26 protein-coding genes and 1 tRNA gene are annotated in these 25,443 nt (G+C 65.9%); 13 read left to right on the top strand and 14 right to left on the bottom strand.

Going from position 1 to position 25,443, the window contains the following annotated elements; translation table 11 throughout:
- Nucleotides 1–4 precede the first annotated feature (4 nt).
- The 4 genes from GKZ92_RS12750 to GKZ92_RS12765 form a co-directional block, all read right to left on the bottom strand.
- Nucleotides 5–166: a helix-turn-helix domain-containing protein gene (locus tag GKZ92_RS12750; RefSeq protein WP_329602370.1), complete on the bottom strand. Its 162-nt coding sequence runs from the start codon at nucleotides 164–166 to the stop codon at nucleotides 5–7.
- A gap of 229 nt (nucleotides 167–395) precedes the next feature.
- Nucleotides 396–1,070 carry a hypothetical protein gene (locus GKZ92_RS12755; RefSeq protein ID WP_155225331.1) on the bottom strand — a complete coding sequence of 225 codons (675 nt, stop codon included), beginning with the start codon at nucleotides 1,068–1,070 and terminating at the stop codon, nucleotides 396–398.
- Between the two features lie 111 nt (nucleotides 1,071–1,181).
- Complete coding sequence (locus tag GKZ92_RS23960; protein ID WP_329602371.1) at nucleotides 1,182–1,718, bottom strand: helix-turn-helix domain-containing protein; 537 nt, start codon at nucleotides 1,716–1,718, stop codon at nucleotides 1,182–1,184.
- Nucleotides 1,719–1,768: 50 nt separating this feature from the next.
- Complete coding sequence (locus GKZ92_RS12765; RefSeq protein ID WP_155225711.1) at nucleotides 1,769–2,536, bottom strand: tyrosine-type recombinase/integrase; 768 nt, start codon at nucleotides 2,534–2,536, stop codon at nucleotides 1,769–1,771.
- 18 nt (nucleotides 2,537–2,554) lie between these two features.
- On the opposite strand from GKZ92_RS12765, the gene istA reads away from it, so the two are divergent.
- Nucleotides 2,555–4,066, top strand: a complete 1,512-nt coding sequence (istA, locus tag GKZ92_RS12770) for an IS21 family transposase (RefSeq protein WP_075863973.1) — start codon at nucleotides 2,555–2,557, stop codon at nucleotides 4,064–4,066.
- Entirely contained in the window at nucleotides 4,063–4,848 is a 786-nt protein-coding gene (istB, locus tag GKZ92_RS12775; protein WP_006361228.1) for an IS21-like element helper ATPase IstB, read from the top strand. The genes istA and istB overlap by 4 nt, the downstream gene beginning before the upstream one ends.
- A 25-nt stretch (nucleotides 4,849–4,873) precedes the next feature.
- On the opposite strand, the gene GKZ92_RS12780 is transcribed toward istB, so the two are convergent.
- Nucleotides 4,874–5,470 (bottom strand): N-terminal phage integrase SAM-like domain-containing protein, encoded by a 597-nt coding sequence (locus tag GKZ92_RS12780; RefSeq protein WP_329602372.1) that lies wholly within the window; start codon nucleotides 5,468–5,470, stop codon nucleotides 4,874–4,876.
- A gap of 287 nt (nucleotides 5,471–5,757) precedes the next feature.
- Between GKZ92_RS12780 and GKZ92_RS12785 the strand changes: the two genes are divergently transcribed.
- The 4 genes from GKZ92_RS12785 to GKZ92_RS12800 all read left to right on the top strand — a co-directional run bounded on the left by GKZ92_RS12785 (nucleotide 5,758) and on the right by GKZ92_RS12800 (nucleotide 9,236).
- Nucleotides 5,758–5,830 (top strand) — tRNA-Gly (locus GKZ92_RS12785).
- Between the two features lie 153 nt (nucleotides 5,831–5,983).
- On the top strand, nucleotides 5,984–6,601 hold the full coding sequence (locus GKZ92_RS12790; protein ID WP_230461798.1) for a hypothetical protein: 618 nt from the start codon (nucleotides 5,984–5,986) through the stop codon (nucleotides 6,599–6,601).
- A gap of 82 nt (nucleotides 6,602–6,683) precedes the next feature.
- On the top strand, nucleotides 6,684–7,583 hold the full coding sequence (locus GKZ92_RS12795; RefSeq protein WP_155225332.1) for an ABC transporter ATP-binding protein: 900 nt from the start codon (nucleotides 6,684–6,686) through the stop codon (nucleotides 7,581–7,583).
- Between the two features lie 9 nt (nucleotides 7,584–7,592).
- Nucleotides 7,593–9,236: an ABC transporter permease gene (locus GKZ92_RS12800; protein WP_155225333.1), complete on the top strand. Its 1,644-nt coding sequence runs from the start codon at nucleotides 7,593–7,595 to the stop codon at nucleotides 9,234–9,236.
- Between the two features lie 16 nt (nucleotides 9,237–9,252).
- Here the strand turns inward: GKZ92_RS12800 and GKZ92_RS12805 are convergent, their stop codons facing one another.
- From GKZ92_RS12805 to GKZ92_RS12825, 5 genes are read right to left on the bottom strand one after another with little or no spacing between them, the layout of a single operon-like run.
- The gene (locus GKZ92_RS12805) at nucleotides 9,253–10,860 is read right to left on the bottom strand and encodes an AMP-binding protein (RefSeq protein WP_035751681.1); all 1,608 of its coding nucleotides are present in this window, start codon (nucleotides 10,858–10,860) and stop codon (nucleotides 9,253–9,255) included.
- The gene (locus GKZ92_RS12810; RefSeq protein ID WP_006357303.1) at nucleotides 10,857–11,966 is read right to left on the bottom strand and encodes a CaiB/BaiF CoA transferase family protein; all 1,110 of its coding nucleotides are present in this window, start codon (nucleotides 11,964–11,966) and stop codon (nucleotides 10,857–10,859) included. Before GKZ92_RS12810 ends, GKZ92_RS12805 begins: the two co-directional genes overlap by 4 nt.
- Nucleotides 11,963–12,601, bottom strand: coding sequence for a TetR/AcrR family transcriptional regulator (locus GKZ92_RS12815; RefSeq protein ID WP_006357302.1), 639 nt, complete (start codon nucleotides 12,599–12,601; stop codon nucleotides 11,963–11,965). Before GKZ92_RS12815 ends, GKZ92_RS12810 begins: the two co-directional genes overlap by 4 nt.
- The gene (locus GKZ92_RS12820) at nucleotides 12,582–14,189 is read right to left on the bottom strand and encodes a class I adenylate-forming enzyme family protein (RefSeq protein ID WP_035751413.1); all 1,608 of its coding nucleotides are present in this window, start codon (nucleotides 14,187–14,189) and stop codon (nucleotides 12,582–12,584) included. Before GKZ92_RS12820 ends, GKZ92_RS12815 begins: the two co-directional genes overlap by 20 nt.
- Nucleotides 14,186–14,824 (bottom strand): nitroreductase family protein, encoded by a 639-nt coding sequence (locus GKZ92_RS12825; RefSeq protein ID WP_035751679.1) that lies wholly within the window; start codon nucleotides 14,822–14,824, stop codon nucleotides 14,186–14,188. The genes GKZ92_RS12820 and GKZ92_RS12825 overlap by 4 nt, the downstream gene beginning before the upstream one ends.
- Before the next feature lie 136 nt (nucleotides 14,825–14,960).
- Here GKZ92_RS12825 and GKZ92_RS12830 point away from each other — a divergent pair, with 136 nt between their 5' ends.
- Genes GKZ92_RS12830 through GKZ92_RS12840 form a run of 3 tightly spaced genes read left to right on the top strand, consistent with a single transcriptional unit; the run spans nucleotide 14,961 to nucleotide 18,362 of the window.
- Complete coding sequence (locus GKZ92_RS12830; RefSeq protein ID WP_155225334.1) at nucleotides 14,961–16,922, top strand: flavin-containing monooxygenase; 1,962 nt, start codon at nucleotides 14,961–14,963, stop codon at nucleotides 16,920–16,922.
- Nucleotides 16,923–16,959: 37 nt separating this feature from the next.
- Nucleotides 16,960–17,802, top strand: coding sequence for a sulfurtransferase (locus tag GKZ92_RS12835; protein ID WP_155225335.1), 843 nt, complete (start codon nucleotides 16,960–16,962; stop codon nucleotides 17,800–17,802).
- A complete protein-coding gene (locus GKZ92_RS12840) occupies nucleotides 17,799–18,362 on the top strand; it encodes a GNAT family N-acetyltransferase (protein WP_006357297.1) in 564 nt (187 codons plus the stop codon). Before GKZ92_RS12835 ends, GKZ92_RS12840 begins: the two co-directional genes overlap by 4 nt.
- Before the next feature lie 6 nt (nucleotides 18,363–18,368).
- Here GKZ92_RS12840 and zapE read toward each other — a convergent pair whose 3' ends face one another.
- Entirely contained in the window at nucleotides 18,369–19,382 is a 1,014-nt protein-coding gene (gene zapE / locus GKZ92_RS12845; protein WP_155225336.1) for a cell division protein ZapE, read from the bottom strand.
- A gap of 35 nt (nucleotides 19,383–19,417) precedes the next feature.
- Here zapE and GKZ92_RS12850 point away from each other — a divergent pair, with 35 nt between their 5' ends.
- From GKZ92_RS12850 to msrB, 4 genes are all read left to right on the top strand, one after another.
- Complete coding sequence (locus GKZ92_RS12850; protein ID WP_155225337.1) at nucleotides 19,418–20,233, top strand: dihydrofolate reductase family protein; 816 nt, start codon at nucleotides 19,418–19,420, stop codon at nucleotides 20,231–20,233.
- A 59-nt stretch (nucleotides 20,234–20,292) separates the two neighbouring features.
- Nucleotides 20,293–21,861 carry an alpha/beta hydrolase gene (locus GKZ92_RS12855; RefSeq protein ID WP_230461799.1) on the top strand — a complete coding sequence of 523 codons (1,569 nt, stop codon included), beginning with the start codon at nucleotides 20,293–20,295 and terminating at the stop codon, nucleotides 21,859–21,861.
- Between the two features lie 70 nt (nucleotides 21,862–21,931).
- Nucleotides 21,932–23,200 (top strand): glycosyltransferase family 87 protein, encoded by a 1,269-nt coding sequence (locus tag GKZ92_RS12860; protein ID WP_006357293.1) that lies wholly within the window; start codon nucleotides 21,932–21,934, stop codon nucleotides 23,198–23,200.
- A gap of 51 nt (nucleotides 23,201–23,251) precedes the next feature.
- The gene (msrB, locus tag GKZ92_RS12865; protein ID WP_035751674.1) at nucleotides 23,252–23,677 is read left to right on the top strand and encodes a peptide-methionine (R)-S-oxide reductase MsrB; all 426 of its coding nucleotides are present in this window, start codon (nucleotides 23,252–23,254) and stop codon (nucleotides 23,675–23,677) included.
- A gap of 203 nt (nucleotides 23,678–23,880) precedes the next feature.
- Here the strand turns inward: msrB and GKZ92_RS23750 are convergent, their stop codons facing one another.
- From GKZ92_RS23750 to hemQ, 3 genes are all read right to left on the bottom strand, one after another.
- Entirely contained in the window at nucleotides 23,881–24,033 is a 153-nt protein-coding gene (locus GKZ92_RS23750) for a hypothetical protein (protein ID WP_230461800.1), read from the bottom strand.
- 239 nt (nucleotides 24,034–24,272) lie between these two features.
- Complete coding sequence (locus GKZ92_RS12875; protein WP_042375786.1) at nucleotides 24,273–24,554, bottom strand: hypothetical protein; 282 nt, start codon at nucleotides 24,552–24,554, stop codon at nucleotides 24,273–24,275.
- A gap of 185 nt (nucleotides 24,555–24,739) precedes the next feature.
- Nucleotides 24,740–25,435, bottom strand: a complete 696-nt coding sequence (gene hemQ / locus GKZ92_RS12880) for a hydrogen peroxide-dependent heme synthase (protein ID WP_006357290.1) — start codon at nucleotides 25,433–25,435, stop codon at nucleotides 24,740–24,742.
- Nucleotides 25,436–25,443 lie beyond the last annotated feature (8 nt).

Genomic DNA, 25,443 nt, shown 5'->3' on the forward strand with positions numbered 1-25,443 from the left:
CCGTTTAGTTGATTGGTGTGCCGAGGCGTTCAAGGTCCTCAGTGTGGATTCGGAGTAGTTTCGGGCCGATTCGTGTCGCCGGGAGTTCGCCGGCAGCGATCCACCGTCGAATAGTCCGAGTGCTTACCCCTAGAAGGACTGCGGCTTGAGAAATAGAGAGCATCATGGTTTCCTGGAGTCAGTGTGGTCTTCCGTGAGTGTTCGAAAAACGGACCGCGCACGTTTGTTGGATATGCAAGTAAAATGTTTGCATAATAGGAAACGCGCGCGCACGCGTAAAGTCCCTTGGATTCGATTACTCGAATGCCATAAGCGGACCGGAGGCGAATTTCTAAGACACCCGTTGACTCTAGTAGTCGTGCGTACAACGACCTTTTAGCTGCTCTCCAGGGCCGCTAGAAGTCGTTCTTGCCATTGTAGATTTCCTCAATATGGATAGTTGCGGCTCGAATTTTCTGCAACATCATCACCGACAACTCGTGCTGATGAGCATTAAGCGGATGCCTGTTCCTGATGAACTCGTTTAAAAGTTCATGAATTTTGCGGTCGGCAGCATTCACCCGCGCAAAATGCTGCTCATCGACCGGCCGAGCTGGATATTGGGGCTCCTCCTCAGATTCATACTCTTCACGTGCTTGCTTGATGGCTTTAGCGGTAATCTTTCCGCCTGTGGCCTCGTGGGCGGCTTGCATGACTTCTTGGGCCTCACCAGGCGCAAGGCCAAGAAGTTCTCGGGCTTGGCCGGGATTAGTGGGAATATGCGTGTCCGGAATTCCGGACAAAGACCTGACCGTTTGCGATGCTTCGATAGTTTCGTAAGCATATGAACGTTTTAAGTCCCACCGTTCTCGGCAGTAATCCTCAAACCGCGTGTACCCGAGTTGTTTATAAAGGTCCTCATCCCGGATTCGGGCCAACGCCTGACCGACCTCCACAAACGACTTCAAACCACGCTCAATCACAGCCTCACACTCGACAAGCGCAGCATCAGGCTCAGCCAGAGTCTTCTCCGTCACCGAGTTCAGCTCCGCCAAATCGGCGGGGGAAATAACCTTCGACAGATCGGTCATCAGAACCACCACTGTGTTCGACGATCCAGTCCCACGGCTCCACGCCAGGCGGAATTGAGGCAGCAACAAGAGCACGCTTCTGCTCCCGAGACAAATGCCTGCGATGCAGATTCAGACCACGGGCGTCGCTAGACGGTCCAGTTCAGCCGCTGACACCCTCAAAAGCTTCGGCCCTACCCTGTACCCGGTTAGCCGTCCTGATGCCACCCAGCGGCGAATGGTGCGCCCGGAAACGCCAACAATCTGGCCGGCCTGCTCAACACTCAAAAACTTTTGTCCCACAACAACTCCACACGGCTTCAGACCCCTGTAGGGGTGACTTTCGGTTTGGGGTGTTCGTGGGGTCGGAGCCAACACAATCTTGGGGCTTTCCGGACACTGCGCGACGAACCTCGAAACCATACGACAACGGCATGACAGATCGGGCGAACTGTCATACCCAATTTGTGGAGATTTGCCCCCTTGATCGCAACTGCGACACACGGGGCCTCGATGAAACGGTGCTAGATGCGGGATCAACACGTGCGCCTCGAACTGGACTTTTGGGTCGGCGTAAAGTCGGGAAGCGACACTTGCGGGAGTTCCCCTTGCATCGAGTCGCGCACCTGGTTGACGAACGCGCGTAGTAGAACTCGATGACTTCGACATTCCCAGCTAACAGAACTCCTCACCGAAGTACGCCTACGTCACGATCAGGCTCACTCGGCCAGCTTCGACAGCATCCTCGCAATCGACCTGTCACGCCCATCAACGACATGCTGGTACCGCAGAGCAGCCGTAGGAGTCGAGTGACCTAGCCGGTTCATCAACTCGGCCAACGTTGCACCCGTCGAAGCGGCAAGAACAGCCCCGGTATGGCGAAGATCGTGAAACCTTAGGTCGTCTCGGCCAGCAGCCGTTCGCGCGGGATAGAAATGCCGGTACACGGTGCTCGGTGCCAAAAACCCGCCGTGTGAAGCTGGAAACAGCAGCGATCCACGCCCCGCCGCTACATGCTCGGCCAGATGATGTTCGACCAGCGGCAGGAGGTGGGGTGGTATTTCAACGGTCCGCTCCCCCGCCTCAGACTTCGGGGTAGTCGCGTGCCTGCCCTTCTCGCGGGCACGTACAGCACCACGCTCAACGATCACGAACCCTGCAACAGGTTTGCCAGTGTTGTCGCGCTCCAACGTAATGTCGGCTCTCCTCAAGGCCGACAGCTCGGAGAACCGGAGTGCGCACCACGCCGCCAACAGAACCATCAGCCGTAGCCGTTCGGGCATGTTCTCGACGATGACCGCCAACTGTTCCAACGAGGCCGGCTTAATGCGCTTCTTCCGTTGTCCATGGCCATGAGAAAGTCCCCACTGGTGGCCAGGTCGAGGTCCCCGCTGGTGGCCAGATAAAAGTCCCCACCCTGTGTTCGTCGTGTCGACCCGGAACTGAGGGCCCAGGCGATGACGGTGAAGGTGCCAACCGATCACCATCACCGCCTGGGAGTTCCATTGAAGTCTGCGAAGGACCGTATGGACATCATTTCTGCTTACCGAGAACTCGGAAGCTATCGCGCCGCAGCCGAGGTGTGCGGCACCACCCACAAGACCGTCAAACGTGTGGTCGACCGGTTCGAGGCCGACGATCAACCACCCGATCGCAAGGAACGGGCCCGCAACTACGACACCGTCGCCGAGCTGGTCGCCGAGAGAGTCGAGCGGTCACACGGCCGGATCACCGCCAAACGTCTGCTACCAGTAGCGCGAGCGGCGGGCTATGCAGGCTCGGCCCGCAACTTCCGTCGTCTCGTCGCCCAGGAGAAAACACAGTGGCGCCGTGATCACCATCGTGGGCGTCGCCCGGCAGTGTGGGCTCCGGGTGACTACCTGGTCATCGATTGGGCCGTGATCGGCGGCCTGCACATGTTCTGCGCGGTGTTGGCGTTCTCACGCTGGCGGTTCGTTCGGTTCGCCACCAATGAAACATCCACCACCACACTCGGATTCATCGCTGAAGCCTTTGAGGAGATCGGTGGAGTACCCAACAAGGTACTCGCTGATCGGATGGGCTGCCTCAAAGGTGGAGTCGTCGCCAACGTCGTCGTACCCACCCCCTCGTATGTGCGGTTTGCCACCCACTACGGGTTCGCCCCGGATTTCTGTCACGGCGCCGATCCGGAATCGAAAGGGATCGTGGAGAACCTCTGCGGGTACGCGCAGTCAGATCTGGCGCAACCGTTGTGGACCGAAGCCAAGATCGCCGCTGGTCGTGACGACGTGCAGCTGGATGTGCACGCAGCGAACCGGGCCGCGCGGGACTGGTGTGTCGAGGTCAACACCCGCCGCCACAGCGACACACTGTGCGTGCCTGCTGAGCAACTCGATGTGGAACGAGAAGTGCTGTCGACGTTGCCATCTCTGCGGGCCCAAGTCGGCCCACCGCCGGTCACCCGAAAGGTCGATCGCCTCTCATGTATCCGGTACGCCTCGGCCCGCTACTCGGTACCCAACCGGCTCATCGGCACCACCGTGACCCTCATCCAGGACGGTGAACGGCTCCTGATCGCCGAACCCGCCTCAGGCGAGGTGATCGCCGAACATCTGCTGGCCGCACCCGGAGAGGTCGTCCTCAACGATGACCACTACGGCGGGCCACGCACACCGCCCAGTCGTGCACCACGACCCAAAACCGCAGCAGAGAAGCAGTTCTGCGCTCTCGGTGAGGTTGCTGAGCAGTTCCTGGTCGGTGCCGCCGCGATCGGTAACACCCGCCTAAGCGGTGAACTCGACGACATCCTCGGGCTCGTCACCTCCCACGGCCACGAACAGGTGCTCACCGCCCTGACCAGGGCGGTGGCATTCCGACGGTTCAAGGCCGCCGATGTGCGTTCGATCCTCGATGCCGGAGCCGGCACCCCCAACCCGCGACCGGCCGGCACAGCACTGCTCGGGCACCTGCCTACCGCGCCCACCCGCTCGCTGGATGCCTACAAGCTCGGCGCCGGCGACAAGGAGGTGTCATGACCACCACAACATCGACATCAGTTGCACCAACAGTGCCGCCACTACCGGCCGACCTCGACCAAGCGCTACGCCGATTGAAGCTCGCCTCGATCCGCCGCACCGCACCCGAGGTACTGCTCACCGCGAAAACCCAGCGATGGACACCCGAAGAAGTGCTGCGGACCCTGGTCGAAGCCGAGATCGCCGCTCGTGATGCCTCCAACATCCGCAACCGACTCAAAGCTGCCGGGTTCCCGGTCACCAAAACCCTGGAATCGTTCGACGTGGCCGCATCCTCCATCCCGGCCAACACCTTCGAATACCTATCCTCACTGGAATGGGTTCGAGCCCAACACAATCTGGCCTTGATCGGCCCAGCCGGGACTGGCAAGAGTCACACCCTGATCGGGCTGGGGATCGCCGCAGTACACGCCGGACACAAAGTGCGGTACTTCACCGCCGCCGACCTCGTGGAGACCCTGTATCGCGGACTGGCCGACAACACCGTCGGCAAAACCATCGACACCCTGCTACGCCAAGATCTGCTCATCCTCGACGAGATCGGATTCGCACCACTCGACGACACCGGCACCCAACTACTGTTCCGGCTCGTCGCCGGCGCCTACGAACGCCGCTCTCTCGCGATCGCCAGCCACTGGCCCTTCGAACAATGGGGACGATTCCTGCCCGAACACACCACCGCCGCCAGCATCCTCGACCGGCTCCTACACCACGCCACCATCGTCATCACCGACGGCGACTCCTACCGCATGACACACCGAACGGAGGTACCACCCACCTAGAACATCCCGCACAGGGTGGGGACTTTTACCTGGCCACCAGCGGGGACATCAAACTGGCCGTTGACATCCGTCGCGCGTTCCCGGCACCAGACACCACGCACGGGTTGGTCTTGACCAGACGCCGGGAGTCTTTCATTGCTGATTGCATGATCGTGTTCAGCAGGGAGTAGGCGTTGGCGGTCGCCGTAGGTGTCTGTAGCTCAACTTGCTTGCGATGCCACCGTTCCACATCCTCCGAGGTGATCGACGAGAGGGGAAGCTTCCCGAAGGTGGGCAGGAGTCGGTTGTTGAGTAGGTCCCGGTAGTGGTCGCGGGTCCGGTCTTTCAGAGGTTGCCCTTTGACGGTTCGTGCCGCAAGCCACGTTTCGGCGTACTCCGAGAACGCAACTATCGCTTGCGGTTCCGCCTCTGGTGGCGTCCACGCTTTCCGGATGATGTCAGCCTGTTGGACTGCCAGCCAGCCTCGGGCATCCAACACTGTCACGAACGTGGTGGGAGCGTTGTGTCGCCGCCCGTCTGGGCCGACGTAGCGTGCCCTGTAGCGCCCGGATGGCAGCTTGTTGACTGAGCCGAATGCCCCAGTTTTCGCGTTCTTGCGTCCCTCACCACGAACCACTGTCACGCCCCTCGTTGTGCCTGTTTGGGCACTTTACCGTGTTCGTGACCTCGCGTGACCTGCACGTGACCTGCAGTGTTTCATTTCGTGTCCGGACTTGTCATCTGCTGTCCGTGCGCTACTATGGCACCTATCCGCAGGCCAAGGCATCAAACCCGAGGTCAAAGCGGATACCGGAGATTTGCAGTGATTCAAGTTCAATCCTTGTATCGCGCACCACGAGAGAAGTCAGCCCCGGTCCCCGACCGGGGCTTTCTCTTGGCCACGCGGGCAGTGCCATCGCTCGTGAGCATGCGGATGTAGCGCAGCTGGTAGCGCATCACCTTGCCAAGGTGAGGGTCGCGGGTTCGAATCCCGTCATCCGCTCGTAGGAAGAAAAGCCCCGGTCCCCGGACCGGGGCTTTTCTGTGACTTGCACGTGCCCAGCGACGGCAAATTCGTGCCATGTGATCCAGATCTCACCATTGGACATTTGACCCGTCCATAGCGTCCCGAACAGGTCGGGACAAGACGAAATGGGTGAGGCAATTGATCAAACGGACCATCGTTACCGGACTGGCGACGGTCGCCGCCGGGGGGTTGGCGCTCTCCATCGCACCCGGTGTCGCGCAGGCAGCCGACAACGGTCAGCGGACAGGTCCTGTCCAGTTCTGGGCCGAGAACCAGGGAAACTGCAAGGTGGAGTTCACCATCAAGAACACCACCAACGTCACGAGCTACACGATCGACTGGCAGATCGACGACGAACCGCTGCGCGACGTCGACTATGCCGACTTCAAGGTCGGACGGACCGGTGGGATGCACACGACGGTCAACGATGCCCCGCGGTGGCCGGACGACATCGCAACCGAAGGTGAGAACACCGAGCAGAACCGGTGGATGGTGAGCAACCGCAGCGTGTCCACAGCCACGTACACCAAAGATCTGAAGAATCTGAGCGACTCCTACAATCCGCCGCTCCCCAATCCGGACGCCGCGACACACACGGTGAAGTACCGGATGGTCCTCGGCCCGCCCGGGAACAACGGTGAAGGCGGGGGCGAATGGATCGGGAACCGTGAGTGGCACACCGTGACCGTGACCGGTTGCGCCGGCTCCGGAGGCGGCTCGCTCGACGGTCTCTTCGGTTCCAGCTGAGTTCATCGCCATGTTCGCGGGGCCGGAATCAGGTGACTTTCGGCCCCGCGATCGGGGCGCCCGACGGTCTTAGTCTGGGAATGTGCCCGCGATCGCGATCCAGGAGCTGACCAAGTCGTTCGACCATGTCAGGGCCCTCGACGCCTTCGACCTGACCGTCACCGAGGGCGAGGTCCACGGATTCCTGGGACCCAACGGCTCCGGCAAGACCACCACCATCCGTGTTCTGCTCGGATTGCTGCGCGCGGATTCGGGCGTCGTCCGCGTCCTGGACCGAGATCCGTGGCGCGACAACGTGAATCTGCACGGCCGCATCGCGTATGTGCCCGGAGAGGTGAATCTGTGGCCGGGCGTGACCGGCGGGGAGGTCATCGATCTCCTGTGCAACCTCCGCGGTGACCGTGACCGGCGTCGTCGTGACGAATTGATCGAGCGATTCGAACTCGACCCGCGGAAGAAGGCCCGGACCTATTCGAAGGGCAACCGGCAGAAGGTCGCCTTGATCGCCGCGCTGGCCTCCGACGCCGAACTGCTCCTGCTCGACGAGCCGACGTCCGGTCTGGATCCGCTCAAGGAGGCCGAGTTCCAGCGGTGCATCGAGGAGGAACGCCGGAACGGTCGCACCGTTCTGCTGTCGAGTCACATCCTGGCCCAGGTCGAGGCGCTCTGCGACCGGGTCACCCTCATCCGGGCCGGGCGGACGGTGGACAGCGGATCACTGTCGGAGCTGCGCCACCTCGGTCGGCTCGAGATCAGTGCCGAGACCGCCCACGATCCCTCGACGCTCGACGCGGTCCCCGGCGTGCACGACCTGATCCGCGACGGACACCGCATCCGCTGCACCGTCGACGCCGCCGCCCTGGACACCGTGGTGCGCGAACTCGCGACCCTGGGTGTCCGCGATCTGACCAGCGCCCCGCCGACGCTGGAGGACATCTTCCTCCGGCACTACGGAACCGGCACCCGGGCGACCGGGGCCTGAGGAGATCCGATGGCGGAGATCGAGATGGTGCAGGTCGCGGAGCGGAACACGGTACGTGGCGCCGGACGGACTGCGGACGCCACCGGGCTCCGAACACTTCTGAAGTTCTACGTTCGGCGCGAACGAGCCGCGCTCGTGGCGTGGATCGGCGGTACCGCCGCCCTAGTGGGATTCCAGGCCGTCGCCAGCCAGAACCTCTACGACACCCCGGCCAAGCTGGCCGCCCTCCGCGAGACCATCGGCGGAAGTCCCGCGGTGATCGCGCTCGGCGGCCCGGAGCAGCTGCTCGCCACCATCGGCGGCGAGGTCGTGTTCGAGATATTCGGCTATGCCGCCATCGTTCTCGGACTCATGTCGATGTTTCTCGTCGGTCGCCACACGCGTACCGACGAGGAGAACGGTCGCGCCGAACTCCTCCGCTCGACGCGGGTCGGCCGCGATGCGCCGGTCGCGACCGCATTGACTCTTGCGGCCGTCGCGAATCTTGCCGCCGGGGTCGCCGTCGTGATCACCGCCGTCGCCACCGGCCTCCCGCTCGGCGGTTCCGTACTCTTCGGCGCGGCACTGGCCGGAGTGGGCCTCACCTTCGCGACACTGACGGCACTGGCCGCGCAGATCTTCGAGAATCCCCGCAGCGTCTACGGTTCGATCACCGCGATGCTCGGGCTGGCGTATGTGCTGCGGGCGATCGGTGATGTCGGCAACGGAGCGATGTCGTGGCTCTCCCCCATCGGCTGGGGTCAGCGCACGTACCCGTACGTCGACGACAGGTGGTGGCCGATCCTGCTTCCACTCGTGGCAGGGACGCTGACCATCGCAGCCGCCGTGGCGGTCTCCGAGCACCGCGATTTCGGCGCCGGGATCTTCGGCAACCGGGCCGGGCGCGCAGAGGCGTCGTGGCTGTTGCATACGACGACGGGTCTGGCGTGGCGTCTACACCGCGGGTCGATCGCCGCCTGGGCGACAGGCGTGTTCGTCCTATCGGCCGCCTACGGCTCGTTCGGCGACGCGATCACCGACTTCATGGAGAACAACCCTCAGATCGCGGAGTTCCTGCCCGGCGGCGCCGAGGACGCCGTGGACGCCTACCTCGCACTCACGCTCACGATCGCCGCCCTGATGTCGGCCGGATACGGGGTGAACAGCGCCTTGCGGGCACGCCGTGAGGAAACCGCCGACCGGGCGGAGTCGCTCGTCGCCGCGAACACCAACCGGCTCTACTGGTTCGGCGGCCACATCACGATGGCACTCGTCGGCAGCGCCGCCGTCCTGGCGGCCGGCGCGGTGGGCGAAGGGCTGGCCTACGGCCTCACCATCGGCGATCCCGGTCAGATCCCACGCCTTCTCGCCGCGGCAGCGGTGTACGTCCCGGCGGTCTGGTTGATCCTCGCGGTCGCCGTGGCCGGCATCGGCTTCGTGCCCCGAGCGGCCGCGATCATCGCCTGGACGTACTTCGCGTACTGCCTGGTCGCCGAGATCCTCGCCGAATCGTTCAACCTGCCCGAATGGACCCGCGCCGCATCACCGTTCCAGCATCTGCCGCAGGCCCCGCTCGACAGTGTGGGGGCGGGAGGCATCCTCGGGGTCACGGCGCTCGCACTGTTTGCCGTGATCCTCGGAGTCGTCGGCTTCGGCAGGCGCGACCTGGGATAGACGCTGCTCCGGTCTCCTACTTACGCAGATCCTTACGGAGGATCTTGCCCGACGCCGACTTCGGGATCGCCTCGATGAACTCCACCGCACGAACCTTCTTGTGCGGGGCCACCTTCGACGCCACGAACTCCATCACCTCGTCGGCGGTCAGCTCGGCCTCGGGCTGCCGCACGACGAACGCCTTCGGGATCTCCTCCCCCGACTCCGCATCGATCACACCGATGACCGCCGAGTCCGCGATCTTCTCGTGCGTCAGGAGCAGGGCCTCCAACTCGGCCGGCGGCACCTGGTAGCCCTTGTACTTGATGAGCTCCTTGAGCCGGTCGACGATGTACACACAGCCCGTCGGATCGACCTGCGCCATGTCACCGGTGTGCAGGAAGCCGTCAGCGTCGATCGTGTCGGCGGTGGCCTGCTCGTTGTTGAGGTAGCCGAGCATCACGTTCGGCCCCTTCACCCACAACTCACCCGGCTCCGAGAGCCCTTCCTGCGGGAGGGGGATGTCCTCTCCGGTGGCCGGGTCGACGATCTTGTTCACGGTGTTCGGCACCGGCCAGCCCGTCGACGACAGCGGCGGATCTTCGAGTCCGAGAAGCGCTTTCGCATCGAACGGGATGATGTGGGACACCGGGGACAACTCGCTCATGCCGTAGCCCTGCAGCATGTGCAGGTCCAGACGCTTGGCGACCGCCTGGCCCAGCTCGTCGTCGAGCGGAGCCGCGCCTGACATCATCGTGTGCAGCGACGACAGGTCGTAGTCGTCCACGATCGGATGCTTCGCCAGGGCGACGGCGACCGGCGGCGCGATGTAGGCCATCGTCACCTTGTGGTCCTGGATGTTCTCCAAGAACTCCACGAGGTCGAACTTGGGCATGACGACCAGCGAGGACCGGTTGAACAGCGCCGCGTTCAGCAACACGGTCATGCCGTAGATGTGGAAGAACGGCAGCACCGCGATCACCACGTCGTCGGCGGTCATGCCCTGCAACGGCTTCAGCTGGGCGACATTGGCGACCAGGTTCCGGTGTGAGAGCGCGACACCCTTCGGATTGCCGGTGGTCCCGGAACTGTAGGGCAACACCGCCACATGGGTGGCCGGGTCGAAGGACACCTGAGGCGCGGGCAATCGGGCGCCGAGCATGTCGGCGGCGTTCGGGTGAGCCGAGGCGTCCTGTCCCTCACCGTCGAGGACGACGAGGCTCGTGTCATCCAGCCCGACCTCGGCGACGGCGGCCTTCGCCTGCGCAGCCATCGGCGAGATCGTGACCAGCATCGTGGCACCGGAATCGCGGAGCTGCTTGGCGATCTCGGGCGCGGTGAACAGCGCGTTGATCGTCGTCGCGGTGGCCCCGGCCCGCAGGATTCCGTGGAAGACCGACGCGAACGCCGGGATGTTGGGCGAGAGGATGCCCACCACGTCGCCCACACCGATCCCCCGCGACGCCAGCCAGCCGGCGACCGCGTCGATCTGAGTGATCAGCTCTCGATACGACGTCACCGCACCGGACTTCGGGTCCACCAGAGCGGTACGCCCGAGCTCGTCGTCGGCGATCGAACCGAACAGGAATTCGTGGACGCTGACCTCGGGGATCTCGACGTCGGGGAACGGGCTGGTGTAACTCACGACACCTCCACAGGTGAATCGGTCGACCATTGATCGAGGATCTGCGTCAGGTCTGCGGTCGAACTCCCTGACGGCGTGGGCAGTACGGTTCGCGAGAACCGCGGAGCGGGTGCGGGCTGCACGGCGTCATCGACCGTGACGTAGCTGACGCGTTGCTGCGCAACGGGATCGGCGGCCGCCTCGTCGAAGTCGAGCACCGGGGTGAGGCACGCGTCGACGCCGGCGAACTCAGCGGCCCACTCATCACGGGTGCGCGCGGCGAACCGGGCGGCGAGCGCGGCGGAGATGACCGGCCAGTGCGCGCGGTCCCAGCGGTCGGGCAGGTCGGCCAGACCGAGCGTGCCGATCAGGTTGCGCCAGAACTTCTCCTCGAGCGCGCCGACGGCGACGAAGCGGCCGTCCGCACACTCGTAGGTCGCATAGAAGGGGGCGGAACCGTCGAGCAGGTTGCCCTCCGATCGGGACACCCAGCGACCGGCGGCCTTCCACGACCACTGCAGTTGGGCGAGCAGACCGGCACCGTCGACCATCGCGGCGTCGACGACCTGCCCGCGTCCGGTCCGCGACCGGTCGTGCAGCGCGGCCAGTACGCCGACCACGAGCAGCATCGATCCCCCGCCGAAATCACCGGCCAGGGACAGCGGCGGTACGGGTGGTGATCCGGCCGGGCCCATCGCCTCGAGCACGCCGGTCACGGCCAGGTAGTTGATGTCGTGTCCGGCGAGCATCGCGCGGTCGCCGTCCTGACCCCACCCGGTCATGCGGGCGTACACGAGTTGCGTTGCATCGTCACAGATCTCGGGTCCGAGGCCGAGGCGTTCCATCACGCCCGGCCGGAAACCCTCGATGAGGATGTCCGCGCGCCGGATCATCTCGCGGATGCGGTTCAGGTCGGCGGGGTCCTTGAGATCGGCCTCGACGCTGCGCCGGGACCGGTAGAGACCGGCGTCCGCGTCGACGATGCCGTCGGGACCCGGGGTCTCGGGGCCGGGGCGTCGGATCCGGATGACGTCGGCGCCGAGGTCGGCGAGCATCATCGCGGCGTGCGGTGTCGGACCCAGGCCCGGCATCTCGACCACGCGCACGCCGGCGAGCGGACCGCTCACGAACCCGCCTGGTGGTGCAGGACGCCGCGGATCGTGAAATCGACGTAGTCGCTGACCAACTGGTCGACATCGTGCTCGTCGCGCAGCCACCAGCTGATGCCGTTCATCAGGTCGAGCACCGCGATCGCGGACTGATGGGCATCGCGCACCTCGAACACGCCCATGCGGGCGCCCGCCTCGATCACGTCGCGGATGCGCCGCTGGTAGTACTTGCGGTAGTCGGTGACCGCCCGGCGGTGTTCAGGCGTCAAGGCGGACAGTTCCCGCAGCGCCACAAGGTGTTCCACCCGGTACCGCGCGAGCCTCCGGACATGCGCCTCCACCAGGCCGGTGAGGCGCTGGACCGGGCCGCCCTCGCCGTCGAGCACCAGCAGATCCTGCTGCGGGTCCTCGGTCATCCGCAACGCGATGGCGTAGAGGATCTCCTCTTTCGAGTGGAAGTGGTTGTAGAGGCTCGCACCTCGCATGCCGACGGCCTCGGCGATGTCGCGCATCCCCGCGTTCGCGTAACCGTGCTCGGCGAAATACCGTGCGGCGGCCTCCACGATCTCGTCCCGGCGGGTCCGCGGACGCTCTTCCGCCACCGCCGCTTTCGAGACGGCGGCCTCGGCGGCGTCAGCCCTGAGGGGTTCCATGGGCTCTCCTCAACTCACGCTTGAGCAACTTGCCCTGGGCGTCGGTCGGCAGTTCGTCGACGATGTGCACCGCCTTGGGGACCTTGTACGACGCCAGGTCGGTGCGGCAGTACTCGCGGATGTCCTCCGCGGACACCGAGGTACCCGCACGCAGCACGACGAAACCGGTGACGGCCTCGGACCAGTACGGATCGGGCAGGCCGACGACCGCGGCCCGTTCGACGTCGGGATGCGCCTGCAGCACACGCTCGACCTCCTGGGAGGCGACGTTGTATCCGCCGGTCTTGATCATGTCCTTGCGCCGGTCGCGGAAGAACATGTTGCCCTCGTCGTCGATGCGCACGATGTCGCCGGTGTGCACCCAACCGCCTTCGAGGACCTGCGCGGTCTTCTCCGGGTCCTTGTGATAGCCGAGCATGACCGACGGTGTACGACAGAGGAGTTCACCCTCTTCGGCCTCGTTGCCGTCGGCGTCGACCACGCGCACCTCGAGATGGCCCACCGGCTTGCCGATCCACGTCGGGTCCTGTCCGGGCACGTCCTCGAGCCGCTTGAACCACCCGACCGAGCCCAGCTGGGTGAGTTCGGACTGGCCCCAGTAGGTGCCCCACACCGATTCCGGCGTGGCGGTGGCCCATGCGTCGACGGCATGCGGCGACACCTGACCGCCGTAGGTCAGACACCGGCGGACCGTCCCGACGGTGTCGGGTCCGAAGTCGGCGTGGTTGGCGAGGGCGATGAAGAAGGTCGGGGTCTGGGCGAGCACCGAGATCTTCTCGTCGCGGATCATCCGCAGCGACGTCGCCGGGTCGACCGCGGCCGGTAGCACGAGCGTGGCGCCGAGCAGGGTCAGCGAGGTCAGCGATCCGATACCCGCGATCGTGTGGAACGGCATGACGTACAGCCAGACGTCGTCGTTCTGACAACGCAGACCCCAGGTGTACGCGGGTGCGGTGGAGATCAGGTAGTTGCGGTGCGCGATCTCGACACCCTTGGGGGTCGACTCGGTACCGCTGGTGTAGACGATCATCGCCAGATCGTGTTCGTCGACGTCACAGTCGGGTTCGGCGTCGTCAGCCTGCCCGACCAGCTCGTCGAAGGAGTTCCACGAATCCGATCCCGACTCCCCGACGACGAGAACCGAGACGCCGAGGCTGTCGGCGATCGGACCGGCCAGAGGTGCCAGGTCACGTTCGACGACGAGGACCGCGGGCTCGAGATGACCCAGCTGCTGGGCGATCTCCTTCTCGCGGAACATCGGGCTGACACCGGAGTATGCCGCGCCGACCTTCAGCGCGCCGTAGTACGACGCGACGGTCTCGACGCGGTTGCGGCTCATCACCGCGACTCGGTCGCCGCGCCGGACGCCGAGGTCGACGAGGACGTGGGCAACGCGGTTGGCCATGCGATCGAGGTCGCCGTAGCTGGTCGACGTGCGGCCGCCGGCCGCGTCGTAGGCGATGATCGCGGGCTTGTCGCCCTGCGACCGCGAGAGCCTGCGGAGCTGATCACCGATCGTCGCGCGTCCGAGCGGCGACGTCTGGGTTCGGGTGAGCTTGCGGTCGTCCGTCACGGCTGGGGCACTCACGCGAACATCCGATTGTCGAACCGGTCGAGGAAGGCGATCTCCTCGACCGGGCTGCGGGTGAGCTTGCGCGGGAAACCGTTGCGCGGGTAGCCGACCGCGATGTGTGCCGCGGTGATGTACTCGTCCGGGATGCCGAGCAGTTCCTTGACCTCGTTCTCGGCCGCACACAGCAGAGTGGTGAGTGCGGTGGCGACGCCCTGCTGCCGCAGCGCAAGGGTCAGGTTCTGCACGCTCGGGTAGATCGACGCGCCGCCGACGACGCTGAGCCGGCCGAGTTCGTGGTCGGTGGGATGCAGCCCTTCCGCCTCGGCGCACACCACGACGAGGGCGGGCACCTCGGCGAGGTGATGGGCGAAGTAGTTGGCGCTCTCGATGGTCTTCGGGACGGCGCCGACCTTCTTGGAGCCCTCGAGGATCGAGTTGTAGTACGGCTCCCAGTAGGGCAGGTAGAGGTCGGCGAGTGCCTTCTTGGTGACGTCATCACGGACGACGACCCAGCGGACCGGCTGGCGGTTCCCGCCTTGCGGACCGAAGCGCGCGTCGTCGAACGCCCGGTAGAACACCTCGTCCTCGACAGGCTTGTCGCTGAAGTAGCGGCATGTGCCCGTGGTGCGCATTGCCTCGCTGAGTTCCATGTCAACCTCCGTGATCACTAACCGTTGTTAGTATGACTGGGGACACAGTTCCATACGAGATAGCGGCAGTCAAGCATCGGAAATCGGGACTTTCCCCCTGTTGACGAAATGGGACTAACAGTGGTTAGTTGCAGCTATGACTTCAGTTTCCACCCGCCCGGCGACGCGTCCGGCCCCCTCGGAGATCCGGACCGCGGTCGACGCGGGCAACATCCCGACGCTGCTCGCCGTGCTGGTGGAGATGACCGGGGATCGCCGCTGGCTGGCCGACCGCTACCGTCCGACCCGTAGCCGCGGCATGGACGACAACTCGACCGGCGGCCTGCCCGAGGACGTGCAGGCCGAGATCGGCGACGCCGTCGTCGACGCCCTCGAGGACTGGTACGAGCAGGGCTCACCGGCACGCGTGCCGGCCGACGAGGAACTCGTCGCCGCACTGATTTCCTTCACCGCCGGCGAACCGGTGGCACCGGAGTTCGCGCCGATGATGAGCGAGATCGTGCGGGGCGACCTGCGCGGCACCCACCTGCCAGCGCTGCCCGACGAGCTCGGCTCGACGATGAACGCCCTGGTCATCGGCGCCGGCGTGGCCGGGATGCTGATCTCCACCCAGCTCGCCGACGCCGGCATCGAGCACACCGTCCTGGAGAAGAACGACGAGGTCGGCGGCTCCTGGTACGAGAACCAGTACCCGGGCGCCGGCGTCGACACCCCGAGCTACCTGTACTCGATCTCGTCGTTCGACCACGACTGGTCCACCCACTTCGGCAAGCGCGACGAGGTCCAGGGCTATCTGCAGGCCTTCGCCGACCGCCACGCGGTGCGCGACCGCGTCCGATTCGGCACCGAGGTCCTCTCCGCGGCCTACGACTCCGCCGCCCAGCAGTGGGTCGTCCGGGTCCGCGACCGGGACGGAAACGAGAGCACCCTCACCTCACGCATCCTGATCAGCGCGGTCGGCATCCTCAACCGGCCCAAGCTCCCCGCGCTCGTCGGCATGGACACCTTCACCGGCAAGATGTTCCACTCCGCCCACTGGCCCACCGAACTCGACGAGCCCGGCGCCCTGGCCGGCAAACGCGTCGCCATCGTCGGCTCCGGTGCGTCGGCGATGCAGATCGGCCCCGCCATCGTCGACAAGGTCGGATCGCTGACGATCTTCCAGCGGTCGCCGCAGTGGATCGCCCCCAACGACGACTACTTCGCGCCGGTCGGCGACAGCGTGCACTGGCTGATGAACAACCTGCCCGGCTACCGGGAGTGGTACCGCGCGCGGCTGTCCTGGATCTTCAACGACAAGGTCCACTCCACCCTGCACGTCGACCCCGAATGGCCCGAACCCACCGCGTCGATCAACGCCGTGAATCACGGTCACCGCGAGTTCTACCTGCGGTACATGCGCAGCGAGCTCGGCGACCGCGACGATCTCGTCGAGCTGTCGACGCCGGACTACCCGCCCTTCGGCAAACGAATGCTGTTGGACAACGGCTGGTTTCGCATGTTGCGGCAGCCCGACGTCGAGCTGGTGGGACACGGCGTGGACTCCGTCACCGAGACCGGTCTCGTCGACAGCACCGGCCGGGCACACGACTTCGACATCATCGTGTTCGCGACCGGCTTCCACAGCGACCGCTACCTGTGCCCGATGGACGTCGTCGGTCGCAGCGGCAAGACGACGGTCGAGGCCTGGGGCGATCACGACGCGTACGCCTACCTCGGCATCACTGCGCCGGACTTCCCCAACCTGTTCATCCTCACCGGCCCCAACACCGCACTGGGACACGGGGGCAGCTTCATCAGCATCCTCGAGTACCAGGTGCGCTACGTCTGCGACGCCATCCGCGCCATGATCGAGCGCCGGCTGGGTGCCCTCGAGGTGCGACGCGACGTCACCGACGAGTACAACGACGCCGTCGACCGCGCGCACGCACAGATGGTGTGGACGCATCCCGCGATGACCAACTGGTACCGCAACCCCGACGGTCGGGTCGTGGCGGTGCTGCCGTGGCGGATCGTCGACTACTGGGCCAAGACCCGCCACGTCGATCTCGCCGACTTCCACACCGAACCGATGACGGCCGAACCGCTCGATCCCTGAGAACCGGCGCAGGCACGGCGGGACTACCGTGTCAGGCATGACCCCCGCACCGCTCATCACCCCGAACGAACTGCAGAAGTGCCTCGGCGAGGGACGTCTGCGCATCGTCGACGCGACGGTTCACCTGAGCTTCGACGCCGACGGCGCGCACGTCCGCTCCGGCCGCGACACCTACCTGCAGGGGCACCTGCCCGGTGCGGTGTTCCTCGACCAGATCGCCGAGTTGTCCGATCCGAATGGCGAGGCCCCGTTCGCAGCGGCGTCGTCGGAGAACTTCGCCGCGGCGGTCGGCGCGGCCGGGATCGGCAACGACTCGACCGTCGTCGTCTACGACACGGTCAACGGCATCTGGGCGACGCGACTGTGGTGGCAGTTCGGCCTCGAGGGCTTCGACGACGTCGTCGTCCTCGACGGCGGGTACGACGCCTGGGTGGCAGCGGGGCTCCCCACCGAGACCGGTGAATCCACCCATCCGGCGGCCACTTTCACCGCACACCGCCGCCCGGAGCGGATCGCGTCGACCGACGAGGTCGTCACGGCGACCGCCGAATCGTCGGTGCTGCTGGTCAATGCCCTCGACCGGGAGTCGTTCGCCGGCGGCCACATCCCGAGCAGCGTCAACGTCCCGTTCGGCGAACTCGTCGACGAGGCGGGCACGCTGAAGCCGCTCGACGAACTGCGCGGATTGTTCGCCGACGCGGGCGCCCTCGACCCGACGGTGCGCCCGGTCACCTACTGCGGCGGCGGGATCGCCGCCACCGCAGCAGCATTTGCGCTGAAGGCACTCGGTCGCGACGATGTCGCGGTGTACGACGGGTCGATGAACGCCTGGACCGCGGACCCGGATCGTCCGCTGTCGTCGGCCGATTCGCGGTCATGACGCCGACTCATCCCGCGGCGACCGTCGAACTCCTCACCGATCCCGACCGGGCGGCGTCGGTGGCCGAGGTCGCCGGCGCGACCTTCCCCCTGGCGTGCCCGCCGCACGCCGCGGCCGAGGACATCGCCCAGTTCATCGCGACCAATCTCGGTGAGAAGAACTTTCGCGGCTACATCGCCGACCCGGACGCCGACGTGCTCGTCGTCCGGGACGGCGATGACGGCCCGGTCATCGGCTATGGACTGGTGCTGCACGGCGATCCGTCGAATCCCGTTGTCGCCGAGATAGTCCCGGAGCGGCCGGCGAGCGAGGTGTCGAAGATGTACGTACTCCCCGACCATCATGCGCGTCCCGGTCTCAGCCCGTCGCGTGCGCTCATGGAAGCGGCGCTCGATCGTGCCCGAGACCGCGGGAGCGTCGTCGTCTGGCTCGGGGTGAACCAGCTCAACGAACGGGCCCAGAAGTTCTACGCCAAAACGGGTTTCACCCGCGCCGGGGTGCGGACCTTCGACCTCGGGGGCAGCGTCGAACACGACTACGTGTTCACACAGAAGCTGTAAGACCTCTCAGGCAGCCGATTCGGCGAACCGCGACAACGCCAGCAGACGCGAGGTCGCGCGCAGATACTTCTTGCGGTAGCCACCGGCGAGCATCTCGTCGGTGAAGATCTCGTCGAGCTTGGCGCCGGACACCGTCACCGGGATGTGCGCGTCGTAGAGGCGGTCGGCGAGCACCACGAGCCGCAGGGCCACCGACTGGTCCTTCGCGGGGTGGACACCGTTGATGCAGACCAGTGAGACGCCGTCGACGAGGTCCTTGTACTTGGACGGATGCAGCGTGCTCAGGTGATCGCACAGTGCATCGAAGTCGTCGAGGGTTGCGCCCTCGGTGGAGTCGGCGATGTCGGCCAGCTCGGACTCCGTGCGTGGGTCCGGGGCCGGCGGCAGGTCGCGGTGACGATAGTCGGGGCCGTCGACGCGGATGGTCTCGAACACCGCCGAGAGCTTGCGGATCTCGCGCAGGAAGTCCTGCGCTGCGAAGCGGCCCTCGCCGAGCTGGCCGGGCAGGGTGTTCGAGGTGGCGACCACCGACACACCCTTGGCGGTGAGCTCGGTGAGCAGTCGGGACACCAGCATCGTGTCACCGGGATCGTCGAGTTCGAACTCGTCGATGCAGAGCACCGTGTGCTTCGACAGCCGTTCCACCGCGTTCACGAAGCCGAGCGCACCCACCACGTGGGTGACCTCGACGAAGGTCGCGAACGACTTCGGCTCGGGCATGGAGTGGTAGATCGAGGCGAGGAGGTGGGTCTTGCCGACGCCGAACCCGCCGTCGAGGTACAGCCCGATGCCCTGCGCGGGGGCCTTGCGCGAGAAGAGCCCCTTCTTCCCCGAGCGCGCCTTCGACGCCCGCGCGACGAAGTCGCGCGCTTTCGCGACCGCCTGGGCCTGCGAGGGCTCCTTCGGATCGGGAATGTAGGAGTCGAAACTCACCTCGTCGAAGGTCGACGGAGGCACCATCTCGTCGATGAGTGCGTCCGGCGAGGTCGCAGGGTTGCGATCGCAAAGTCGGGCCGCCATGTGTGGAGAGTAGCCATCCGCGGAATGATGGATGCATGTTCCACCTGCAGAAAGCGACCCAGGTCACATCCGCGGAGTCCGATCAGACGGGGAACGACATTCTGCTCCGGCTGGCCGAGCACTACCGCTATCCACCACGGCCGTCGGAGGGGCCCGGCGCCGCGGCCCCCTTCGTGCGGGCCAACATGGTGGCCTCGATCGACGGCGCCGCCACCCACGACGGGAAGTCGGGCGGCCTCGGCGGCGACGGAGACAAGACCGTCTTCCGGGTCTTGCGCGGACTCGCCGACGTCATCCTCGTCGGCGCCGGGACGGCGACCACCGAGGGATACCGCCAACCGCAACCCGACGAGGCGTTCGCGGACCTCCGGGAGGAGAACGGACAGACACCCGCGCCCGCGCTCGCCCTGGTGTCGCGGTCGCTCTCGATCCCGCCGGACTACCCGCCGCTGAGTCACCCCGACACCGTCGTACTCACCTGCGCGTCGGCCCCCGCGGATCGTCGCGCCGCGCTCGTCGACGCCGGTGCCACCCTGATCGACTGCGGCGAGGACGACGTCGAGACGTCGACACTGATCGAGACGTGCGGGAAGCGGGGCCGGCCGCGGGTGCTCTGCGAGGGCGGCCCGAGCCTGCTCGGTTCGATCATCGCCGACGACCTGCTCGACGAACTGTGCCTGACGACCAGCCCCCATCTGGCCGGCGGGCGCGCGGGACGCATCGTCACCCGCACCGGGGACGGGGATGACACCGCCACCCTCAAGGGGATGTCACCGGCCGCGATCATCACCGACGACGACGGTTACGTCTTCACGCGCTGGCTGCGTCACGGCCGGTCGTCCATCCACTGACCGATCCGAACGGATCACTGCACGGCCGTCGCCGGGCGTCGTTGACTACGCTCGCGGACATGCGAAGAGCGCACGCCGTCACGGCAGTCCTGGGTGTGATCGTCGCGATCCTCGTGTCGTCGTGCGCCGTGGGCCCCGACCGGGGCCCCGAACTCATCCCCGGTGGCGGCGGCGGTCAGGGTTCCGCACCCTCGTCGTCCGCACCGCCCCCGGCGCCGGCGCTCGCCGTACCGAAGTCCGACCTCGAGTGGTCGGACTGTGCGGCAGGGACGGCCGGACGCTACGGGGTCGCCCGTCCGGCCGGGGTGACCATCGAATGCGCGGAGTTCGACTCCCCTGTCGACCGGAACAAGCCCGACGGTGAGGTCGTGCGGATCGCGGCGACCCGGGCCCGCACCGCGGCGACGCCCGCCGACGCGCCGCCGCTCGTCCTCACCTCGGGATCGGATCTCCCGTCGTCGCGGACGCTGATGGTGATGTCGTCCGGTCCGGGCCGGGCCTTCGTCGACGCCCACCCCGTGGTGGCCGTCGACCATCGCGGCATCCCCCAGAGCGGGGACCTCGACTGCATGACCCGGCTCGAGCGGAGCACGATCGCCGACAACGGGCTCACCACGCGCGGGACCACCACCCAGGCACGCATCTCGCGGCTCGCCGCGGCCGCGTCGTCGGCCTCGGACGGCTGTACCGAGACACTGACGCCCTACCAACTCAACTTCGGCGCACAGTTCGCCGCGGCCGACCTCGAGACACTCCGGCAGCGGTGGGGCGTCGAGCACCTGGGTCTCATCGGCGTCGGTGAGGGCTCCGACGTCGTCCTCGCGTACTCCTCCCTCTACGGCGGCCGCGCGGGACGCATCATCCTCGACACCCCGACGCCCTTCGGCGCGAACGCCCGCGATCGCGCGCTCCTGCGCGCCCAGGGTGTGCAGACCGCGCTGCAGGGATTCGCGCAGCGATGCTCGACGCTGGACGGTTGCACGCTCGGCACCAACGGAGTGCGGGTGATGACCGGTCTGCTCACCAAGGCGCGCGCCGGACGCCTGGACGGACTGTCGGACACCACCGCTCTCAACGCCATCACCACCACGCTCGCCGTCGCCTCGGATCGCCCCGAGGCACTGCTCGACCTGTCCCGAGCCATCACCGCCGCCGACCGCGGCGACACCGGTGAGCTGGTCCGGCTGGCCGACCGGGCCGCAGCCCTACGGACGACCGACGGCGCCCTGGTCTCGCGCTGCAACGACGTCACCGGCCCGGTGGGTCAGAACGAGATCCCCGGCCTCGTCGAGGCCTGGACCAAGCAGAGTCCGCTGACCGGCTCCGACAGCGCGCTGTCGCTGGTCCGCTGCAACGGCTGGGCGTCGGGCACCGCCGTCCGTCCCCCGTCGTCACTGCCCGCCGACCCGCTGGTCCTCAACGGCACCCGGGACCCCATCAACGGCGGTAGCGGCGCGGGCACGCTCGTGCCGCTGTTCATGAACGCCGGAGCCGAACCGGTGACCGTCAGCTGGGACGGACTGGGCTTCTCGGTGCTGGGCCGAAGCGCCTGCGCGGCACAGGTCGCCGCCGAGTACGTGAAGAAGGCACCGCTCGAAGGACCGACCCAGCGGGGTTGCCCCGCCTGACCACCCGTGACCGGCACCGGCCCGGAGGGTTCTGCGGAAGGTCCCGACCCGCTCGTAGTACGGTGCGCGGGTGGCCAATCTCGACAGGTATCTGTATCCCCAGATGAGCGCGCAACGGATCATCCCGATGATCCTGTGGCCGATCAGCCTGCTCATGGTGGTGCACCGGTCGGTGTTCCTCGGCGTCAACGGCGACCGCACCGACGATTTCAAGCCGGTGTACGCGGCGGCCTACAACTTTCTGAACAACCTGCCGGTCTACGGCGAGAACTACGCCACGGTCGACCCGCACTACCTGTACCCGCCGTCGGGCACCCTGCTGATGGCGCCGGTGGCGATCATCGACTACGAACGTGCCCGCTGGGCGTTCATCGCGGTCAGCGTGGTGGCACTGCTGATCTCCGCCTACCTGTTGACCCGGATGTTCGGGTACGCCCTGAACTCCTGGGTGATGCCGACGGTCCTGTTCGTGTTCTTCTTCACCGAAACCGTCTCGCACACCCTGATCTTCACGAACTTCAACTCGTTCGTCCTTCTCGGCATGATCGCATTCCTCATGCTGATGCGCTCACGGCACGACTGGTGGGCCGGTGTCCCGATGGGCCTGACGATCGCGGTGAAACCGATTCTGGCTCCACTGATGCTTCTCCCCCTGCTCAACCGGCAGTGGCGGGTGTTCGTCTTCGCCGTCGTGGTCCCCCTCGTGCTGACCGCGGTCGCCTGGCCGCTCTCGGTCGACGCCGACGCATTCATCAGCCGGACTGTTCCCTACCTCGGCGAGGCCCGCGACTACTACAACAGCTCGATCGCCGGCAACGGCGCCTACTTCGGGGTCTCGCCGTGGCTGGTGCTGCTGTTGCGCGCCGCCTTCGTGGTGATGGCCGCGTTCTCCCTGTGGTTCCTCTACCGTTACTACCGCAAGACCAACGAGCTGCTGTGGCTCGCGACATCGTCGGGCGTGCTGCTGGGCACCGCGTTCCTGGTGGGTTCGCTCGGCCAGGGCTACTACTCGATGCTGCTGTTCCCGCTGCTGATGACGGTGTTGCTTCCGGGGTCGGCGATGCGGAACTGGCCTGCCTGGCTCGGCGTGTACGGCTGCATGACGTTCGACAGCTTCTACTCGCAGCGGTGGACGGCCTTCGGCTGGATGGTCGAGTACAACAAGGTGACCTGGGGATGGTCGCTGCTCATGATCGCGGTGTTCTGCTCGCTGCTGTTCCGCTGGCTCGACATGCGATCCGACGGCGTCGCCGGTGAGGACGTGGTGATGCGGTCGGAGACCGACGCTCCCCCGGCACCGACGGCGAAGTCCGACGACTCGCTGTCGCTCTCGAAGTAGCGCCGCCGCGCGCCGCGCTACCGAGGTGCATGCCGCGCTAACGTGGAACCCATGACCGACAGCAAGCCCGAGACCGAGAACCTCGCGACACTCACCGACGAGGAGTGGAAGCAGCGCCTGACCCCGGCCGAGTACCGTGTCCTGCGCCAGGCCGGCACCGAAGCACCCTTCACCGGTGAGTACACCGATACCAAGACGGTCGGCGTCTACCGCTGCCGGGCGTGCGACACGGAGTTGTTCCGCAGCGAGCAGAAATTCGAATCCCACTGCGGCTGGCCGTCGTTCTTCTCACCCCTCGCCGGCGACAAGATCATCGAGGTCGAGGACAACTCGCTCGGCATGAAGCGAGTCGAGGTGCTCTGCGCGAACTGCAAGAGTCACCTGGGGCATGTGTTCGCCGGCGAGGGCTACGACACCCCCACCGACCTGCGCTACTGCATCAACTCGATCAGCCTGAAACTCGAGCCGGCCGAGTAGCGCTGTAGCACAGCAGGTTCGGAGGGAGCAGGACTAGCCGTTCTGCTCCTTCTCCTTCTGCTCCTTTTCCTTCGCCTCCCGCTCTTCCTTTTCCTTGGCCTCCCGCTCTTCCTTCTCCTTCTGCGCCTTCTCTTCCTTCTCCTTGTCCGGGTCCTTCTCCTCGGGCTGCGGGATGTCGATCTGGTGGTCGTCGACCGGCTCCTCTACGGGCGGAGCCGCGACAGGCGAGATCCGGTCCAGCGGCGTGTGTTCGAACGAGCCAGGATCGGATCGTTCGCGGTCGCGACGCCGCCGGCCAGTGCAGCCGAGAACATCAGTGCTGCGATGATGCGGACCGCGGGGACGAGATGGGTCATGGGGGTTCCTTCACGTCGGGTAGAACGGTGCTGTGTCCCTCGTGAGACGAAGCTCACACTCCCGTCATAACAGAACTTATGGCGTTTTGTCCGTTTTCACCCTTTGCGGCGACCTGGGTCGGTCGACCAAGTCGCTTGTGCCACAGCCATATTCAAGAAGAATCGGGAAACTCCACCCAGAAAAAGGGGGCACCCGCGGTGTCCGCGGGTGCCCCCTTCAACGGTAGGCAACTGGGCCATCACACCGCGGGCGACCGCTCGGGTTCGGTCGACTCCTCGACAATGGGCCAAGCCGGCTCCACCAGCACATGCTCGAACGACGCCGGATCGGATGCCGGGTCGTTGCCGCCGCCCGGGTCGCCGGGTACATGCGAGATGACTTCAGGCGCGCAGGGAGCGTGCTGACCGTTGGCGAGATTCATCTTGCACGGTTCGGCATTCGCGGTTGCGACGCCACCGGCGAGCGCCGCCGAGAACATCAGGCCGGCGATAACCCGGGCCGCGGGAGCGATTCGGACCATGTGCTTCCTCCAGATCGAGAGCAATTCGTTACCTCTTCTTGAGGCTCCATTCACCTTTCGCTCACCGTGATCTGATCCGCAGGAGTTTTGTCCGCTTTTCATCTAACCGGGCGACACAGGTCACTCCCCACAAAAAGCAGGGGCACCCGCGGTGATCGCGGGTGCCCCTGCTGGAGGTCTCTCGGTCAGGGCAGGGCGTCGATGAGCGCCGAGACCTCGACGCGCGGCCCGGTGAAGAACGGCGTCTCCTCCCGAACATGCATACGGGCCTCGGTGGCGCGCAGGTCACGCATCAGATCGACGATGCGATGCAGTTCCGGTGCCTCGAAGGCCAGCAGCCACTCGTAGTCGCCGAGGGCGAACGACGACACCGTGTTGGCGCGGACGTCCTTGTACTCGCGGGCGGCCTTGCCGTGGTCGGCGAGCATCTTGCGACGCTCCTCGTCGGGCAGCAGGTACCACTCGTAGGATCGCACGAACGGGTACACGCAGATGTAGTTGCCCGCTTCCTCACCGGCGAGGAAGGCCGGGATGTGGCTCTTGTTGAACTCCGCGGGACGGTGCAGCGCCACGTTGCTCCACACCGGGTTGCAGGCACGGCCGAGGACGGTCTCGCGCCGGAACTTCGCGTAGGCGGCCTGGATGGACTCGACGCCGGCGGCATGCCACCAGATCATGAAGTCGGCGTCGGCGCGGAGACCCGACACGTCGTACACGCCGCGGACCACGACGCCGGTGTCCTCGAGGGACTTGAAGAAGTCGGCGGCATCCGACTTGGCCTGGTCCCGGTCGGTGCCGAGCTCGCCGGGGCGAACGGCGAACACCGAGAACATCAGGTAGCGGATCGTGGAATTGAGTTCTGCATAATCCAAGCGGGCCATGACTGACA

The organism is Gordonia sp. 135 (assembly GCF_009720185.1).
GTDB lineage: Bacteria > Actinomycetota > Actinomycetes > Mycobacteriales > Mycobacteriaceae > Gordonia > Gordonia alkanivorans.